Origin of the sequence: Psychrobacter sp. DAB_AL32B (assembly GCF_002224105.1) — a bacterium.
In the GTDB taxonomy this organism is placed as follows: domain Bacteria; phylum Pseudomonadota; class Gammaproteobacteria; order Pseudomonadales; family Moraxellaceae; genus Psychrobacter.
Genome location: NZ_NEXU01000049.1, coordinates 1 through 17,952 on the forward strand (window position 1 = coordinate 1; position 17,952 = coordinate 17,952).

Annotated in this window: 14 protein-coding genes; 8 read left to right on the forward strand and 6 right to left on the reverse strand. The window is 42.1% G+C overall.

Annotated elements, in window-relative coordinates; genetic code table 11:
• Nucleotides 1–70 precede the first annotated feature (70 nt).
• Both CAN34_RS05435 and CAN34_RS05440 read right to left on the reverse strand, forming a co-directional pair.
• On the reverse strand, nucleotides 71–1,186 hold the full coding sequence (locus CAN34_RS05435; protein WP_089554782.1) for a hypothetical protein: 1,116 nt from the start codon (nucleotides 1,184–1,186) through the stop codon (nucleotides 71–73).
• 111 nt (nucleotides 1,187–1,297) lie between these two features.
• Complete coding sequence (locus CAN34_RS05440; RefSeq protein ID WP_089554783.1) at nucleotides 1,298–2,422, reverse strand: hypothetical protein; 1,125 nt, start codon at nucleotides 2,420–2,422, stop codon at nucleotides 1,298–1,300.
• 356 nt (nucleotides 2,423–2,778) lie between these two features.
• On the opposite strand from CAN34_RS05440, the gene CAN34_RS05445 reads away from it, so the two are divergent.
• On the forward strand, nucleotides 2,779–3,882 hold the full coding sequence (locus CAN34_RS05445; protein WP_089554784.1) for an alkene reductase: 1,104 nt from the start codon (nucleotides 2,779–2,781) through the stop codon (nucleotides 3,880–3,882).
• Between the two features lie 129 nt (nucleotides 3,883–4,011).
• Here CAN34_RS05445 and CAN34_RS05450 read toward each other — a convergent pair whose 3' ends face one another.
• The 4 genes from CAN34_RS05450 to CAN34_RS05460 all read right to left on the reverse strand — a co-directional run bounded on the left by CAN34_RS05450 (nucleotide 4,012) and on the right by CAN34_RS05460 (nucleotide 7,379).
• Nucleotides 4,012–4,977: a pirin family protein gene (locus CAN34_RS05450; RefSeq protein ID WP_089554785.1), complete on the reverse strand. Its 966-nt coding sequence runs from the start codon at nucleotides 4,975–4,977 to the stop codon at nucleotides 4,012–4,014.
• A 234-nt stretch (nucleotides 4,978–5,211) separates the two neighbouring features.
• Nucleotides 5,212–6,513, reverse strand: coding sequence for an NAD(P)/FAD-dependent oxidoreductase (locus tag CAN34_RS05455; RefSeq protein ID WP_089554786.1), 1,302 nt, complete (start codon nucleotides 6,511–6,513; stop codon nucleotides 5,212–5,214).
• Between the two features lie 300 nt (nucleotides 6,514–6,813).
• Nucleotides 6,814–6,969, reverse strand: coding sequence for a hypothetical protein (locus CAN34_RS14225; protein ID WP_165767617.1), 156 nt, complete (start codon nucleotides 6,967–6,969; stop codon nucleotides 6,814–6,816).
• A 173-nt stretch (nucleotides 6,970–7,142) separates the two neighbouring features.
• Nucleotides 7,143–7,379, reverse strand: coding sequence for a hypothetical protein (locus CAN34_RS05460; protein ID WP_089554787.1), 237 nt, complete (start codon nucleotides 7,377–7,379; stop codon nucleotides 7,143–7,145).
• A gap of 417 nt (nucleotides 7,380–7,796) precedes the next feature.
• Between CAN34_RS05460 and acs the strand changes: the two genes are divergently transcribed.
• From acs to CAN34_RS05495, 7 genes are all read left to right on the forward strand, one after another.
• Nucleotides 7,797–9,758, forward strand: coding sequence for an acetate--CoA ligase (gene acs, locus CAN34_RS05465; RefSeq protein ID WP_089554788.1), 1,962 nt, complete (start codon nucleotides 7,797–7,799; stop codon nucleotides 9,756–9,758).
• A gap of 381 nt (nucleotides 9,759–10,139) precedes the next feature.
• Nucleotides 10,140–11,360, forward strand: a complete 1,221-nt coding sequence (locus CAN34_RS05470) for an NAD(P)/FAD-dependent oxidoreductase (RefSeq protein ID WP_089554789.1) — start codon at nucleotides 10,140–10,142, stop codon at nucleotides 11,358–11,360.
• Nucleotides 11,361–11,520: 160 nt separating this feature from the next.
• A complete protein-coding gene (locus CAN34_RS05475) occupies nucleotides 11,521–12,855 on the forward strand; it encodes a tyrosine-type recombinase/integrase (RefSeq protein ID WP_089554790.1) in 1,335 nt (444 codons plus the stop codon).
• Nucleotides 12,856–12,968: 113 nt separating this feature from the next.
• Nucleotides 12,969–14,489, forward strand: a complete 1,521-nt coding sequence (locus tag CAN34_RS05480) for a hypothetical protein (RefSeq protein ID WP_089554791.1) — start codon at nucleotides 12,969–12,971, stop codon at nucleotides 14,487–14,489.
• 274 nt (nucleotides 14,490–14,763) lie between these two features.
• On the forward strand, nucleotides 14,764–16,239 hold the full coding sequence (locus CAN34_RS05485) for a hypothetical protein (protein WP_089554792.1): 1,476 nt from the start codon (nucleotides 14,764–14,766) through the stop codon (nucleotides 16,237–16,239).
• A gap of 182 nt (nucleotides 16,240–16,421) precedes the next feature.
• On the forward strand, nucleotides 16,422–17,459 hold the full coding sequence (locus tag CAN34_RS05490) for a hypothetical protein (RefSeq protein ID WP_089554793.1): 1,038 nt from the start codon (nucleotides 16,422–16,424) through the stop codon (nucleotides 17,457–17,459).
• Nucleotides 17,460–17,691: 232 nt separating this feature from the next.
• Nucleotides 17,692–17,952, forward strand: coding sequence for an AlpA family transcriptional regulator (locus tag CAN34_RS05495; RefSeq protein WP_089554794.1), 261 nt, complete (start codon nucleotides 17,692–17,694; stop codon nucleotides 17,950–17,952).

A 17,952-nucleotide genomic window follows, 5' to 3' on the forward strand; every position in this document is an offset into this window, starting at 1 on the left:
TTATTGGCGGTTTTTTTATATTTAAAGCACTTAATTGAGCTTCATTAACAGCGCCAATAACAACTTAGTATCATTGTTCAGTATCGTTTTCTACGCAAAAAATGCCATTCATGCAATTTTTGGCACCTGTTTCCCATGGTGATTGAAGCGGTAACGCTTCTGCTTTTTGGTAACGAGCGATTACCCATTCGCTCATCTCATCACCATCTTCATCAATACTGGAGGTAGGGTATTTCTCCTGACGCTGACTATCGCTTAGCGCTATAAAGCCTAACAAAGCTTGAGCGTCTCTAGCCAAAACACTATTGGGACGTCTGGCTAATTTGAGTATTAACGGCCGATATTCGGGTGCGACAAATTCATGAATGCTGTCATCCGTCCATTGCGTATTTTCTGAACCAAATAATAGTAAATAACGATAGACCTCAAATAAATATTTGGCGTCTTGATGTGCGTAGCCTTTCGGATAGCGTGCTAGATAATCTTCCCAAAACTGTGCGCGTTCAATCAACTCTTGCAAAGAAAAGGCAATCGCCGCGTCAAACCAAAATATTTTCTGATTATCCATTGCCATGCGCTCAATAAACGCTTTTTGATCTTGGCGCAGATAAGGGGTAAATATATCTGCCATGGCTTGTAAGTCATGAGTGAATTCGTAATAGCCTTCGCCCAAATATATGACCCTTACGTCAGCGTCGTCCTCTACCAGTCTAATAAGATATTGCAATCTTGGGTTTAGCGTCTTCAGTAGGGGCTCGGGCACCTTTTTGCCTTCGTCTGCCATTTCCATAACGATATTGAAATTCTTATCCTCTATAGTCTCATTTGTGAGTAAAAAACGCTCATACATCGCTTGGTAGTCTTTTAGCAACCTCAATACTTCGGCATTACTAGCCGTTGGCAAACAGGATTTCAGCGATTTTTGGATGGCATAAATAGCTTCAATCTTGCTGGTGTCATCTATCTTTTCCATAGATTTACTCAACGCCAAGCAAATTTTTGCGTCTATCGCTGGCTCTGTGACCACAGCTGGTTTAGATTGTTCTATGCTTAGGGGTTGCTTGTTATTTTGCTCTACTTTTTGCCTGTCGTTTGATTCAGTAGGCATTTCTACCTTCGGTTGACAACCACTTAAGGCAACCAGCAAGCTCATTACTGTGGTAAGAGATAATAGAGTTTTTTGCATGCGAACCATCCTTTAAATAAAGGTTAAAAACAGTAGCGAATTATTTTTGCTGTATTTTTGAGTTTTAACCCGCCCAAGTGCCTTTCTATACCGCCATTCTCTACCGCCTTGTTAGTCGAGACGCTCATCTTGGCAAATCACCCCGTTTGAGCAATCTCTATTATCACCATCAGTATTCCAAAAGGATGGTATCTGCATCGCTTGATTTAATCGATAGTAGGTCATTGTCCTCTCATGCATCTCGTAACCATCTTCATCGGTACTAGGTGCTGGATAGTGCTCTTGACGTTCGTTATCGGATAATGCCATGAAATTAAGATAGTTTGTTGCATCTTTTGCCAAGACACTATCGGGACGTTTGCTGAGTGCAACCATCGTCTGCTTATACTCTGGTTCCAGAAACTCACGGATATCATCATCCGTCCATTGGGTATTGTCTGAACCAAAAAATAAGTAATAGCGATACGAGTCTAGTATGGTTTTGGCATCTTTTACCGCGTAGCCATTTGGATAGCGCGTTATATAACCCTCCCAAAACACGGCACGCTCAACCAACTCTGCAAAAGAGGTAGTAATGGCGGCATCACTCAAAAAGATATCTTGATTCTCTATTGCCATTTGCTGGATAAATGCTTTTTGGTCTTGGCGTAAATAAGGGGTAAATATATCTGCCATGGCTTTCAAATCATGACTAAAGGAATAGTAACCTTCGCCTAAATTGTAAACTCTAACATCGGCACCATTTTGGATGAGACCAATCAAGTAGCGTACGCGTGGGCTCAGATTTTTTAGTTTTTCTTCCGCTACTTTTTCGCCTTGCTCTAAGGCATTCATTACTTCAAAAAAATCGTTATTGAATTCTTCGTCATTAATATCACTATCATCCCATAAAAAGCGCTCATACATCGCTTGATAGTCTTTTAGCACATTCAATACTTCGGCATTACTAGCCGTTGGCAAACAGGATTTAAGCAGTTTTTGAATGGCATAAATAGCTTCAATTTTGCTGGTGTTATCCACTTTTTGCATGGCGTCACTGAGGGCTAAACAGGTCTTGGCGTCTATCGCTGAATTATCAGCAATCGTAGGCTTAGGCGATTTGTTTACTGATGGTTGGCGAATTTGGTCGGTGCTGTCTTTGACCTCTACTTCAGGCGCTTCTGATTTAGGCTGACAAGCATTTAAAGTAAACAGCAAGCTCATCCCTATAGTGAATGATAAAATAGTTTTTTGCATGCATTACGTCCTGTAAATAAAGGATAAAAAGAGCAGGGGCTATCTTGGAAAACTACGTTGATATGACGGTATTTTTTGAAGGCATTTTTTGAAAACACATTTTTTATATCAAACTAAGAATATCCGCTTAATAAGCTTATAAGACCGCATAAATAATAACGTTTAATAATCCAAAAATATACGTATGTCGGTGTTTTTGTTTGTAAATTTCACTTGGAATGCTGGCTTTTACCCCTATAAAGAACACGGCTTATACATAGCATGCTTAGTCAGTTCAAGAAGCAAAAGTACGTGCTATTGACCAATTATCGATAAACTTTATAACTGTCGTTTTATAACAACAAACAAGGCTTTTTATGGCACACGATAACTTATTTGAACCCATCACAATGGGCACCCAAACCCTAAAAAACCGCATTATTATGGCACCATTAACACGCTTGCGCTCTGTCGAGCCAGGTGACGTACCGACAGCACTGGCAAGTGAGTACTATTCACAGCGTGCAAGTGCTGGCTTAATTATTGCTGAAGCCACGCAGGTGTCTTTTCAGGCAAAAGGTTATGCGGGCGCACCCGGTATCCATACCCAAGATCAGACGACGGCATGGAAAACTATCGTCGATAATGTCCATGCAAAAGGCGGCAAGATTGTTGTACAGCTGTGGCATACGGGTTTAGTCGCGCACGAAAGCGTGCAGCCTGATGGCAAAGCGCCAATCTCTGCCTCTGATGTCCATGTTGGTGTGCGCACCTCACTTCGCGATAGCAATAATCAAGCCATTCGTGTTGAGGCGACTACCCCGCGCCCAGCGACGATTGATGAGATCAAGCAAGTTGCCACTGACTTTGGTCTTGCGACCAAAAACGCCAAAGAAGCGGGCTTTGATGGTGTAGAGATTCATGGTGCTCATGGCTACCTTTTGCATCAGTTTTGGGCTCAGCATACTAACCAACGTGATGATGAATATGGCGGCAGTCGTGACAACCGTGCCCGCTTGATGTTAGAAGTGATTGATGCTTGCGTTGGCGCATGGGATGCTGATCATGTTGGTATTCGTATCTCACCGCTTGGGACGTTTAATAATGTCGAAGCGGGCTATCATGAAGACGAAAATATCTGGCTGGTTGAGCAAATTAATAAGCGCGGTATCATGTATCTACATCTGTCTGAGCCTGATTGGGCAGGTGGCACGCCGTATAGCAATGAGTTCCGTCAGCGTGTCCGTAATGCCTTTGGTCAGATGGTTATCGCCGCTGGTGGCTACACCGCTGAAAAAGCTGAGAAAAATATTAAAGATGGTTATATTGATGCGGTTGCTTTTGGTCGTGACTATATTGCCAACCCCGATTTGGCTGAGCGTATCCGTGAAGAGGCGCCACTGAATGAGCAGCATCCAGAGAGCTTTTATGGTGGCACTACTGAAGGCTATACCGATTATCCATTTTTAAACCAAGCATAATCGTTTATTAGTCAATGCTCTTGATGAAAATAGAGTGATAGCCCAACAAAAAAGCCACTTTGCTATGATTAGCAAAGTGGCTTTTTTAATGGTTCAATTTAACTATTCGTACTAACGGTTTAGCTTTAGCTATTTACCAAATTGACCCGTTTGATAATCACGAAACGTTTGTTTTAGCTCAGCTTGTGTATTCATCACAAACGGTCCGTAGCCTGCAATCGGTTCACCGATAGGCTCACCGCTTAATAATAACAATTTGACGGGCGTTAAAGGCTCATCATCATTCGTAGCGTAAGAGTAATCAATCTCAATGCTATCATTGTCAGCAACCGTATGATTGACATCAGGCGCTGCAAACTGAATCAGGCTACCAGCTGCCACAGGTGTATTGTTAATAAGTAGCTCGCCTTCTTGCACCAATAACATGACACTGTGTGTGCTCGGTACTTGCAACGTCGTTGACCCTGCGCTATGCAAGGCAATATCCCACATATTAATAGCGGTAAAAGTACTTGCCGCGCCGGATGTGTTTTGCGATTGACTAGCACTTTGCCATTGACCTGCGATTATGGCAGCTGTACCAACGATATTGCCATTTTTATTATCTTTAAGCTCAACCACAGGCAAGTCGGCACGCTTAAGAGATTGATATTTAGGGTCAGTGAGCTTGTGGGCGCTTGGCAGATTGACCCACAATTGCACCATACTAAAAAGCCCGCCGCGTTGACTAAATGCTGGTGAGTGGAATTCTTCGTGCATAATGCCGCGCCCAGCAGTCATCCACTGCACATCACCTTCTTGAATCACACCATGGCCACCGGTTGAATCGCCATGACTGATTTCCCCTGCATAGGCGATAGTGACCGTCTCAAAGCCCTTGTGCGGATGCTGTCCGACACCGTGAGGACGCGATTCATAGTTGGAATTGGGCTCAAAGCTGGTAGGTTTACCGTAATCTAATAATAAAAACGGATCGGTATGCTGGTAATTAAAGTCGGGATTATCCTCAAGGTGATTGACCAAGGTTTTTACATAAAAACCGTCACCAACCCAATGTGATTCTTTATCACTATGAATGTTTTTGATTGAACGCATGTCGCACCTCGCAAGCCTAAGCCTGTTATGTAATATCAATAATTTTTTTGATACCCATAAAATAGCTATTATTAAATAATTCTAAATTTATTTAGGTATATGTTAAGTGTATATTGTATTTATATTCACAATTATCAAGTGTTGAATCAGTAATATATTCGGTACAAAATAGAAGCTGGTTTGATAAAACTGAGTCAACAAAGTCAGTTCAAACTTTATAAATATAATTTAATACTAAATAATCTCACCGCAGACAAAGCCACTGGCCCACGCCCATTGAAAGTTATAGCCGCCAAGCCAACCTGTAACATCCAGCACTTCACCGATAAAATATAAGCCATCTTGATAATTACTCTGCATGGTTTTTGACGATACTTCATCGGTTTTTATCCCGCCACGCGTGACTTCAGCAGTACGATAACCTTCGGTGCCAGAAGGCTTAAGCAGCCAGCCGTTGAGCGTTGCGCCAAGTTCTATCAAGCGCTCATCTTTAATGTTAGCAAGCTCAGTATTTTTGATATCTTCCCATAGATGCGTTTGTAGCGCTGCCAGTAGCTTTTTAGGCAATGCGCTATCCGTATAATCCGCCAAAACCGTACGGATAAGTTGTCTAGGATGTGATTTTTTATGAGCAAGAAAAAGCGCGGTCATATCCGTGTCTGGTAGTAGATTAATACTGATGGTTTCACCAGTATGCCAATAGTTTGATAGCTGTAGCATGGCAGGACCTGAGAGTCCGCGATGGGTAAATAACAGCGGCAATTTAAATGAGATACGCTCATTACTAGCAATCACCGGCAGGCTAATACCAGCAAGCGTGCGAATCAGCTCACCTGTTTTATCGGTAAAGGTAAAAGGTACTAGGCTGGCGTCAGTCACTATGAGGGTATGATCAAATTGCTGCGCCAATTCATAACCCAAACCACTAGCGCCCATCGTCGGAATGGACAAACCGCCTGTTGCCACCACCAATGATTCACAGCGATAGCCTGTTTGCGGAAGTTTGGTTTGATTTGCTGTGTCTTTTCTTTCTTGCTTTTCTTTTTTACTGAGTACCTTAGTTGTCAATAACTCAAAGCGGGTATTTTTATCTGCTTCGAGTGCTTGTACACTTTCAATCTGAGTATTAAGCCTTACTTGTACGCCCACAGCAGCACACTCATCAAGTAGCATGGTCAAGATATCTTGCGCCGAATCGTCACAAAATAGCTGACCGTGTTCGCGCTCATGGTAGGGGATTTTATGCTGCTCAACCATGCCGATAAACTCCCAACTGGGATAACGGCTGAGCGCTGATTTACAAAAATGTGGGTTGCTACCGATAAAATGCTCAGGCTCAACGAAATAATTGGTAAAGTTGCAACGTCCACCGCCTGACATAAGGATTTTTTTGCCTGCTTTATTGGCATGATCAAGTACCAATACGCGGCGACCACGGCGACCCGCTGTTAGCGCACAGTATAGCCCTGACGCACCAGCACCGATGATGATGACATCATAATGGGCGTGTTGTGGTGCATTGCGGTGATTGTCCATGATGGTTTGTTCCTGATTTAAAAAGTAAAAATGGGACTGATAGCGCATTTCTTATTTAAAAAGATATGTTCTTATGGATGTGGCTTGCAGCGATTTCTTTAGGGTAGCTATTGTCCATGTTTTATATCAGGTTACAAGGATTAATTAGCACGGTAATAAATTATAAAAGAGTTTAAAAATGGGTGGTGTATCAAAAAGTATGCTGATTAAAATTTGAACAATTCTTGAAGCCTTGAAAGGCCTGTAGAATAAGAAAACTTAGCATAGGTTTCTTATTGACTTTTATCGCTAGCATACTTCTTAGAACACCACCAATATTTCTTTGGCTGGAGGATCTACTCTAACAATAATAGATTGTTCATACTCTAAAGCTTCTGCTACTGGAAAAGGCAAATCTATCTTTTTATTATTTATATAAATGACCCCATCATTAATATCAAAATTTGAAAAAATCATTTCTATAACCTCTTTGTATTTCTAAATGAAGATTCAGGTAAACGCTCTAAAAGTTCGTACTGTATTGAGTTTCCTACGCCAGAAAACTCTGGCAAAGGATTCACTGTTCCTGTCCGAATCTTCGTACTACAACCAGGAAGTTTTGATACAGTATTAATCAGTTCCCCTTTTTATCATGAACGCCAAGCGATTAGTCTATCAATAATTTTAATACATTCCTCTTGAGGTAATATGAATTCATCCATATCCATTGCTATTAAGCTGTGCAGATCACTCTGAAGTTCATAAGGTATCTCGTTAGAATAATCAAGCAAAAATTTCATAGCTTGTATTGATACCTTAGTAGGTTGGTAGTCGGCCAATATATGTCTTCTCAATTCCAACAACTCAGCTTTTATAAGTTCATTCATATTCTCACCTTAAAATTGCCCATCGTAAATATATTTGGTGGTGTATCAAAAAGTATGCTGATTAAAATTTTAACAATTTCTGAAGCTTTGAAAACCCTATAGAACCAGAGAACTTAGTATAGATTTCTTATTGACTTTTATCTCCAGCATACTTTTTAGAACACCACCTAAAAATGCTCTACATAGCAAATATTACACACTTATTAAGTAATTAATAAAATCAGATATGAATCATTAAGTCTACAGGCGTACAGTGAAATTGTTGTGATTGGTGGTTGATGTCTTGCAACCATTCTGCTTATTTGTCACACTATCCTTAAGTGTCAAAATTATGGAAGATGACCCTTATCACCTGTGTAAGTCTTCGCTATCTGCGATGGTTGCTACAGGTCATAATAATTAAAAAAGGATGACCCTATGACCCAAAAATCATTTCCGATTGCGGCTGAGTTTGTCGCCGCTGCCAATATCACCGCCGAGCAGTATGCTGAAGAGTACAAGCAATCCATTGCATCACCTGAGGCGACCGATGCCTTTTGGGCAAAGCGTGCCGAGCTGATTGATTGGATAAAAAAACCCACCAAAATTAGCGACGTCAGTTATGATCTGGAAGATTTTCGCATCAAATGGTATGAAGATGGTGAGCTGAATATTTCAGTCAATTGTCTTGATCGTCACGTCAAAAATAATCCTTATAAGCCTGCCATTATTTGGGAAGGCGACCACCCTTCACTACATAAAATCATCTCATTTAAAGAGCTGCATTCAGCGGTCTGTCGCTTAGGTAATGCGATGCGCAAGCTTGGGGTTAAAAAGGGTGACCGCGTCACCTTGTATATGCCAATGGTACCAGAAGCGGTGGTAGCGATGCTGGCATGCACACGCATCGGGGCGGTGCATTCGGTGGTATTTGGCGGCTTCTCTGCTGAGAGCTTGGGCAACCGTATTATTGATAGCCAGTCCAAACTGGTCATTACCGCTGATGAAGGTATTCGCGGTAATAAGCGTACGCCACTCAAAGCCAATGTCGATCGTGCTTTAGACATGGATGGCACGGATAGTGTTACCAATGTCATTGTCGTCCATCGTACAGGCAACTCAGTACCGATGAGTGGTCGCCGTGATGTTTGGTACCATAGTTTGGTGGACGGTGAGTCGCAGCATTGCGAACCTGAGGTCATGAATGCCGAAGACCCGCTATTTTTATTATATACCTCCGGTTCTACTGGTAAGCCTAAAGGCGTCTTGCATACCACCGGCGGTTATATCACTTATGCACTGTCTACTTTTCGGGATGTCTTTGATATCAAAGACGATGATGTTTATTGGTGTACGGCGGATGTCGGTTGGGTGACGGGTCATACCTATGCCACTTACGCACCGCTTGCCAATGGTACCACGACGGTTATGTTTGAAGGGGTGCCAGAATATCCGACTTGGGCACGCATTGGGCATATCATTGATAAACATCAAATCACGATTTTATATACCGCACCGACTGCTATCAGAGCCATGATGAAAGAGGGTGATACCTTTGTTCGTGAGTCGGATCGCTCAAGTCTACGCTTGCTTGGTACGGTTGGAGAGCCAATCAATCCTGAAGCATGGGATTGGTATTATCATCTCGTCGGTGGTGGCAAGTGTCCAATTGTTGATACTTGGTGGCAAACTGAAACTGGCGGTATTATGCTTTCACCGATACCGGGAACGGTAGCACTTAAACCGGGCGCGGCGATGAATCCACTCTATGGCATCATACCTGAAGTCATTGATACTGACGGTACAGCACTTGAGGGTTCTGCTGAGGGTAATTTGGTTATTAATAGTAGCTGGCCCGGTCAGATGCGCACCATTTATAATGACCATAAGCGCTTCTTAAAAACCTACTTTACTGAATATCCTGGCTATTACTTTACCGGCGATGGGGTACAACGGGATGAAGATGGGCATTATTGGATCACCGGTCGTGTCGACGATGTGCTAAATGTCTCGGGGCATAGATTAGGTACGGCAGAGATTGAGAGTGCAGTGGTCGCGCATCCGGCGACTGCTGAAGCGGCGGTTGTTGGTATGCCGCATGATATTCGCGGCACCGGTCTTTGCGCCTTTATCATCCTCAAGTCTAGTGAAACAGCAACGGATTCACTCAAGGCAGAATTGAACCGCCATGTACGTTCCGAGATTGGTCCGATTGCCAATCTAGATGCCATTTATATGGTCAATGTACTACCAAAAACTCGCTCTGGTAAGATCATGCGCCGCATATTGCGTAGCCTAGCGGCAGGGCAATATGTTGGGCTTGGTGATTTATCTACCCTAGCTGATAGCTCAGTGATTAATGAGCTGGTCGAAGTGGTCAAAACCGAACGAGCAAAATAGCCTTGATTATTCAATATTAATGCGCTTTAAATATGATCAGCGTTTGAAAATGATTGTACGCTAAGGTATAAAATGATTGTACGCTAAGGTATAAAAAGCCATGCTATTTTTATAGCATGGCTTTTTACCGATATATTACAGTCCGTCCTAAATAAAAGAAATACAAAGGTTATCAAGCACTACTGGGATTAATTTTTCTTGCTTGCTGTGCCCACGCAGACAGAGGCTGCGAATAATTAATCTCAGTAGCGCTATACTCTTTTAAAAGTGGATGAACTATATTGCTAGGCTTTAAAGGTTCAATGTTTTTTAGAATAACCACGTTATTTTTATCTCACTACTTATTATTTTGCCCCATAATTTATAAGGTTCACTGTCATCATGACTGATTATGCTGCGCATGCTACCGATAAGATACCAACGCCTACCATCGCCATTATCGGTGGTGGTTTGACCGGTTTATTTACTGCCACTTTATTGGAGCGCGCGTTTACTCATGACAATCGCAAGTCGGTCGTACCAAACATTGTTATTTTTGAGAAATCGCGCAGCGTCGGTCGTTTAGCAACGCGTTACCGCACGGACAGCGCTACTACTAAAAACTGGCAATGGGCATTTGGTGCGCAATTTTTTACTGCTAAAAGTGCCGATTTTCAGCAGTTTATCAAGCCTTGGTTGGCGACCAATTTACTACAACCTTGGTGTGCCAATGTAGTAAATTTAACACCTTTCCATGATGCCGCACCGATTGCTGATATCCAAAAAAAAGAACAATGGAATAGCACACAAGCGCGTTATATCAGTACACCAAAGATGACCAGTTGGGGTCGCGCCTTGGCTGATGAATTACAGCATACAAGCATAAACTTTAAAACCCGTGTGGCACCATTAAGTAAAGAGCATTTTGTAGAAAGAAATGATACTAATAGCAAAACAGAGTTGTTCGATGAAGATGGTAACAGTCTTGGTCACTTTGATTGGGTGGTTTGTACGACCCCAAACGGACAGGCGGTGGAATTAATGGCAAATAGTGGCTTTAGTGAGCAAGCGAAAATTAGTAAATCACAGATGCAAGCCTGCTATACCTTGATGCTAGGTTGGGAAGATGGGCAGCCATTACCTGATACCTTAAGTAGCCAAACACATTTATGGGACGTCGCTTATGTCCATGATTCGCCATTGGATCGAATATTTATCGAGCATCAGAAGCCTGCTCATGACCAGCTGCTGCCCAGTGTCACTATCCATGCGCGCAATGATTGGTCGCAGACGCACGTCGATGACGATATTAAGGTAGTAAAAGCGCAGTTACTACAGGCCACGAAGCAAGCTTTGAGCTGGAATGATGAAAGTACGCCTAGCCAAGTTGACTGTCATCGCTGGCGTTATGCGGCAACAATTAGTAATCCAGATAACATAGCGAATAAAGCGCTGCACATCTTAGTAGATGACAAGCACCAATGGATTGTCAGTGGTGATTGGTGTGGGCAAGGTAACATTGAAAGCTGTTATCAAATGGCGGCGGAGACGGTAGCGGTAATTTGCTCTCAAACGACAGGCAAAAAAAGAGCCCACGGAGGGGGTTATTACGGTGTTATCTAACGTTATCTAATGTTAGCTACAAGCTATGTATTGTCTGGTTTACGTGCTAATATCTATTATCTAGCGTTATCACAACTGACCACCAATTAGTTACATTACTGGTGGTCAAAGTGGTGGTCAAGCTCCCATCTGCGTAGATAGATAATAAAGGTGTGTAATCATGGCGGCGTTAACAACTGATACTCAGATTAAAAAAGCCATTAAAGAGGCGCAAGGGCAAAACCGTGTCTATCACACCATTGGTGGGTATCAAGGTTTAAGACTGCGCATGAGGGGTGGTTGCATTGAGTTTCAGCACCGTTACACGCACCCAATGACAGGTAAGCGTAAAGAAATGACGCTAGGACAATACCCAGCATTAACACTTGAGCAGGCAAGACGAGTGCACAACGATAATATGAGCATGCTTGCTAATATGTTGGACCCAATCACCCAGCGTGATAATGAACGAACCAAACAAGCCGCTGCTATCAATAATACATTCCAAGCGGTCGCTGATGATTGGCTAAGCGAGTTGACTAATAACCCCGACCACCAGCCAGCGACAAGCACACTAAGAAATGTACATAACTATCTTAGACCGCTGACGACTGCTTTTGGCAAGTTCCCCGTTAGTGAAATTACTACTCAGCAAGTCCTAGCTTTATGCCGTGACATACAGGGAGTCTATGTGCACAAAGGTAATCGCGTTAAGCACATGGCGCAGCGCATCTTTGCCCATGCTGTACTAAAGGGGTTTATTGAATATAACCCAGTAATGCAGCTATCAGGTGCTAAAGCATTAAAGCCTACTAGAACCAAGCATCATGCTTCACTGACAGATCCTAAGGACTTTGCTGTGCTATTAAAAGACATTGACGAGCTCAGCGATAAGCAGGTGTACAACAAGCCAATATTAAAGCTATTAACCCTAACCTTTGCACGTATAGGTGATATATGTGCAATGAGGTGGTCAGACATTGACCTTAATGCTAAGCAGTGGGCATTTAAGCCACAGAAAGGGCAGCGTCGTGAGGACATGGTAGAGAGTTTGGTGGTACCACTGGCATCGCAAGCAATAGCCGTTATAGAGCAGATGCAGTCATTAACAGGTGGACATGAATATGTGTTTTATAACCCTAGACGTAAGAAAGGTTTTTATCATGATCCGCAGTTAGTGAACAAAGTGTTAAATGACCCATCTATGAACAGCGGCGGCATTGGTGCCAATTATGAGGACAGAGGTTATAAAGAGGTGCATACGCCACATGGGTTCCGTGCCAGCGCAAAAACTATGCTGATGGAGCGATTAGGCTATGACGAGCTACTAACAGAGATACAGCTAGGGCACCAAATGCTTAACAAGTACGGCACTGCTTACAACCGTATGCAAGCCGTAGATGAACGAAAGCGCATGATGACGGACTGGGCAAACTATTTAGATGATATCAAAGACGGTAAGTTTGATAACGTCATTCATGCCAACTTCAAACAACAATCACAAAAGCTGGGTTAATGCTCAGCTAACCACTTTGCAAGGCTAGGGGTTGCTCCCGAACGACAGATATTCACACCCTTAAACTGTCACCGCCTTGCTCCTATTTCAGTCTAAGGGTGTAGGGGTGTGATATGAGTATTCTAGCTAATAAGATTGAAGATAAAGGAAGAGGATTTATCTTAGTTTCGGAGGTATTAGAACTAATATCAAAGGTGACCAATAACGATCTAAATATTGTTAAGGATTCTCTATTATCTGATGATATTCAAGTAAGCATACCGGTGTACCATAAAACTAATATACACGAGTTTGATGTTCCAGACGCTAATAGGCCAGAAGGTTATTTTAATAGTACCTATAAAGCATTAACGGAGACGCTTACAGGCAATGAATATTTCTATATTGATGACTTAGAGGATTTCAAGCCTTTAAGGAGATTAGATATTTTCGCTTATCAGCGTGGCTATCACTACATTGCTAAACAGACAGTGGGGAAATTTAAGTCAGGTAAGTCATTAGGGAAATTCAAGTCAAGTAAATCATTAGGGAAATTCAGGTCAGGCGAATATGTCACTGGCTTAAGTCTTACTCGTGCCATTTTTCTGCTTAAAGAAGGTGCTATTGAAAAGCGTACTATTGAGCAGCACAAGCAAGATATGTCTCTACAAGGTGACTCTATTTTGCCTAGTCTTATCGTTGATGAGTACGATACAAATGATGATATTGATCAGCAAAATAAGAACTGCGAAGACGAGTATTTGACAGTGTATAGGACAATAGAGCTTATTAAAGAAAGAACGGGCCTTTATTATGACCTTACTAAACTAAGAGACGTGGCGAGAAAGAAAGAGGTTATACCGTGCTTTTATTTTAGCGGCTATGTTGGCAGTTCAGTAGGTAAGAGAACTGGTCGTTTATACACAGAGTTTGTCACTGGCTATTTTACATATGGTGGCTTGAAGGATGAAATAGATAAACCTGGAAGGTACATAGAACTTCCATCTTCAAAAGTAAAAAATGACCTAATGATTTATCGTGTCCTTGAGAAACAAACCGCAGAATATACGGATTACGATGAAGAAATATGCCTTTTTACAAGCAAGCCGAGAGGGTCCTATGATGCAGACAAATTGGAGTTAACGTATATTGATAATGGCGAAATCAGGTTTTCTAAATCAGCAATAGACCGTTACTTAGATTCAACTACTAAGGTCAGTTCTGTTTCATTAGAAGATCAAAAAGCAGCGGATTCCCAAGCTACTATCGATAAAATCACCATCGAAAAAGCCGAGATGCAATCTGAGTTGATAAAAGTTAGGGCTCAGTTAGAAGAAGCCGTACAGTCACAAGCGAGCATGCCAGTCCATCCCGATTCAATAAAAATACCACACCAAGCATTCCCGACAATAGACAAGGTGATGTATGCAATGGCTAAGCTTACTAAACTAGATAACTCAAACCCATATGGTCAGAATAGGTCATCTTTAAATGAAGCAATTCTTAGAACTTTATCCGAAAATGGTTTTAAACTTGAGTATGAGGCTGTAGGTAAATGGCTGACAAGAATCAATGATGTAAAAAGCCTTACAAGTGAGCCTGTAACTACTCCTGAGAAACTAAAAGCTGCGGCCGAGTTAAAGTCTAATGTTTAGTGATTTCTATTAGTGGTGATAGTTGTATAAAACTTAGAGTAAACTCTTCATTCTTACCCGCCATTGTGCGGGTTTTTCATTGTCTAAAAACCTGCTATTGCATAAGAAAATAAAGGTTATCTACAGTAGATAGGTTGCTGTCTACTGTAGAACCTTATGAAGCCCCCATCCTTTAATCTATAAGCTAGAGTTAAAGCGGCTAAGTCGCTTGCTTAAATGCCAAGTACCTAAGCAATGGTTTAGGACTTAGCAATACACAAAGAGGTAGATTCTAATGCAACTAGCACAAAGTTACCTACAAGGTCAGGCAAGTCCGTTTGATGGCGTACTCGAAGCCTATGGTCAAGGTCAGATATTCCGTCAGAACAAAGACTTACTGCAAACACAACAAGCAGAACAAGCGCGTAAAATACAAGCTCAACAACAGCTTGAACAGCTTGATTGGGATGACATGGGCGCAGTCAGTCGTGTTGTCGCTCAGTTCCCCGAATACACCAAAGGCGCTCAGGATTATTATAAGAACATGGAAGCTAAAGAGCAGCAAGCTATGCTTTTTGATATGAGCGCATCCATATCAGCACTAGGAAGCAACAGACCTGATGTAGCTGTGCAAAAAATTCGCGATAAGGCTAACGCTTATCGTGATGCGGGAAACGAAGAAAAAGCCGAAGAATACTCACAATTAGCTGAATGGATGGCAACCGATCCGCAGACGGCTCGTAAGTCTCTATTAATGAACTACTCAGCCCTTGCAGGCAAAGACGCAGGCGCAGCGTTCAAGTCATACACTGACGCGAATATTACTGAGAACGAATCGCCTTATGTTATTGATGGAAAAGTCGCAGATACAAACAAAACCAATGTAGAGGCTAATGAGATTGAGGTTTTACTACCAGGCAATAAAGCCAAGCTAGAAGCCGAAGAAGTCGATACATTAGCAAGTGCTAAGCAGAAAATCGCAAACGCTGGTGAGTCTGATGCTCGTACCAATCGCATAGGTCAGCTACTACCGTCAGAAATAGCGTCGATGGACGCTGGCACAAGCCTAAAGACAGCGCAAGCAGGTTTGGCGGCAACGCAAGCGACCGACATACCGATTGCACGTGCAGATGCACAGGCGCAACAGGCTGTCGCTAATGATATCGCGCAATTAAAACTACAGTTAGCCAGTGAAGGCAATCAAGTAGCCCGAGAACGCCTACAAGTGCAGATTGATAAGCTTGAGCACACCAAGGCAGCTTATGCGGCAGGTTTAACAACTAAACAGATTGAAACTAATCAAAAGAACCAAGAACGTTTGGCTCAGTATGAAAGTCAAAAAGAAGGGTTGGCACAATCACGCTCAACTATCACTCGCTTGCTAAATAATAAGGGCGCTATGTACGGCTTATTTGGCGGCGGCGCAGTTGGCCCTATAGCTGGTAAAATGCCATCAATCAGAGCTGCTACAAAAGCGTTTGAAAAAGATATCGAAACCCTAAAGAGCCAAGTGTTTTTGACTCAGGTGGAGAAGATGCGAGGCTTGGGTGCGCTGACCGACTTTGAGGGTAAGAAATTAGAGTCAGCTATTGCTAGCCTTGATCTTGATATGGGCGAAAAGGAAATGATAAGAAATCTAACTATCATCCATGACAGTACGAAGCTCGCAGATGAGCGCCTAAATAGTAAGTATAAAGACTTGCTAGGTGAAGTCAGTAAGAACGCAACAGGCTCAACGGCTGGGCGTTCCTATATGAAGTATGCTAATTAATTACTTTAAGCCTACTCAGCCTCTACTCGAGGCTGGCAAGCAAACTAAATTGCTGAACCTTACTATTTTGGTTATAGTGCTTAGACATACATTATAGTAATACTTCTGTAATGAAATAATATTGATGGTACTGGTAGTGCTGAGTTTAATACCTCGCACTACTAATTCTTAAAGGCCCACACATGGAATATCTACTACTAGGTATCGGAATTCTTGCTGGTATTCTTGCTTTAGCATTGTTGGGTTATTTGGCAAGAATGCTTTGGCGATTTGGTAAACACCTGAAAGTTAAAGTGCCTGCACTTTGGTACATTTATAGTGGTTTTTGGATTTTATTACTATTAATTGTTCTAGTGGCAGTTTTTGGAAGTGCTATTACCTATTACAGTCAGGAAAAAGAGAAGAAAGCTAAGCATGCTTTTTTAGACACTAATTCAAAGCTCATAGATAGTGCCGTAAATGATTTGGTTGAGCTAAAATACTTATCAGATAGAACGTTTTATATTGGTTCCGATGTTGATGAATTAGCATCGTGCATACCAAGTCTCATTGAGTTGGAAAAAAACTATGATAATAGCAATAGTGGGTATTTCGATCTAAGCTACGCAATTGGAGATCGAGCTGAAGAGCTGGGTGACAAGTCAACACCTTGGAATAACCTAACTCAGAAAGAAAGAGACAGGATATCTTTAAAAATTATTGATTGCGATAAAGTATTAGGGTTACTGACAGATGATGAATATGAAAGACAGAAAAGACTTGTGTTAGTAAAAATACAGCCAATACCTAAGAATGAAATAAAGAAAGAAATCGAGAGCCTGCGAGAAATGGGCATGAATGATGCGGAAATTATGGACGCACTGCTTATTCATAAGGATTTTGGAGCTAACTTACAACTTCTTGCTGAACGATTTGAAGATACGGGCTCAATAGACCCCTTATATGGTGTTGGTAATCGCATAGGTTTAAACACGCATGATACAGGGCCATCAGCTGACATGGCCAAACTGCAATCAAGGCTTGATGAATATGATGCACGTTCAGAAGCTACCAGAGAAGCGATAGCCAACCTAAATACTAGTCCAGCAATTAATTATAGCCAACGCAAGAGCACTCCTCCTGTAGTGAAAATTGAAAAGCCGGAAAAAATCAGGATTGAGCAGAATAAAGAAGGTTATGAGTTGGTGCCTGAGAAGGAAGATGTAATAGTGGTCGACTGAGAGAATACGCAACAGTCTTGCCAGCGTTCTAACAACAGCCTTACTTCAATTAGTAGGGCTTTTTTAATGCCTACAACAAACAAACTAAATGCATAGAGCTGCCTACTATCGATAAAAAGGTTATCTACAGTAGACAACCTGCTATCTACAGTAGAACCTTTCACGGCTTACAACTTCTAAGATTGCTAATGCTGATAACGGCAATTAACGGCATTACACAGGAGTTAGCAATATGCTACATATATCAGATAATCCCCAAACCACTGCAGAGTTACACCCAAACGGTCAAACAAGAATCAAGGCTGCTGCAGCAATCATAGGCGTTCATCATCAAACGTTACGCAGATGGTGGAAAGATGACAAGTTTCCAAAACCCACGGACATTCACGGCATCCTGCTATTTAAGAACGCTGACTTATTATCATGGCTAGCAAGTCACAGTACAGATGTGGATAGTGACCAAGATAACCACTTGCCAGCGCAGGAGGCTTGA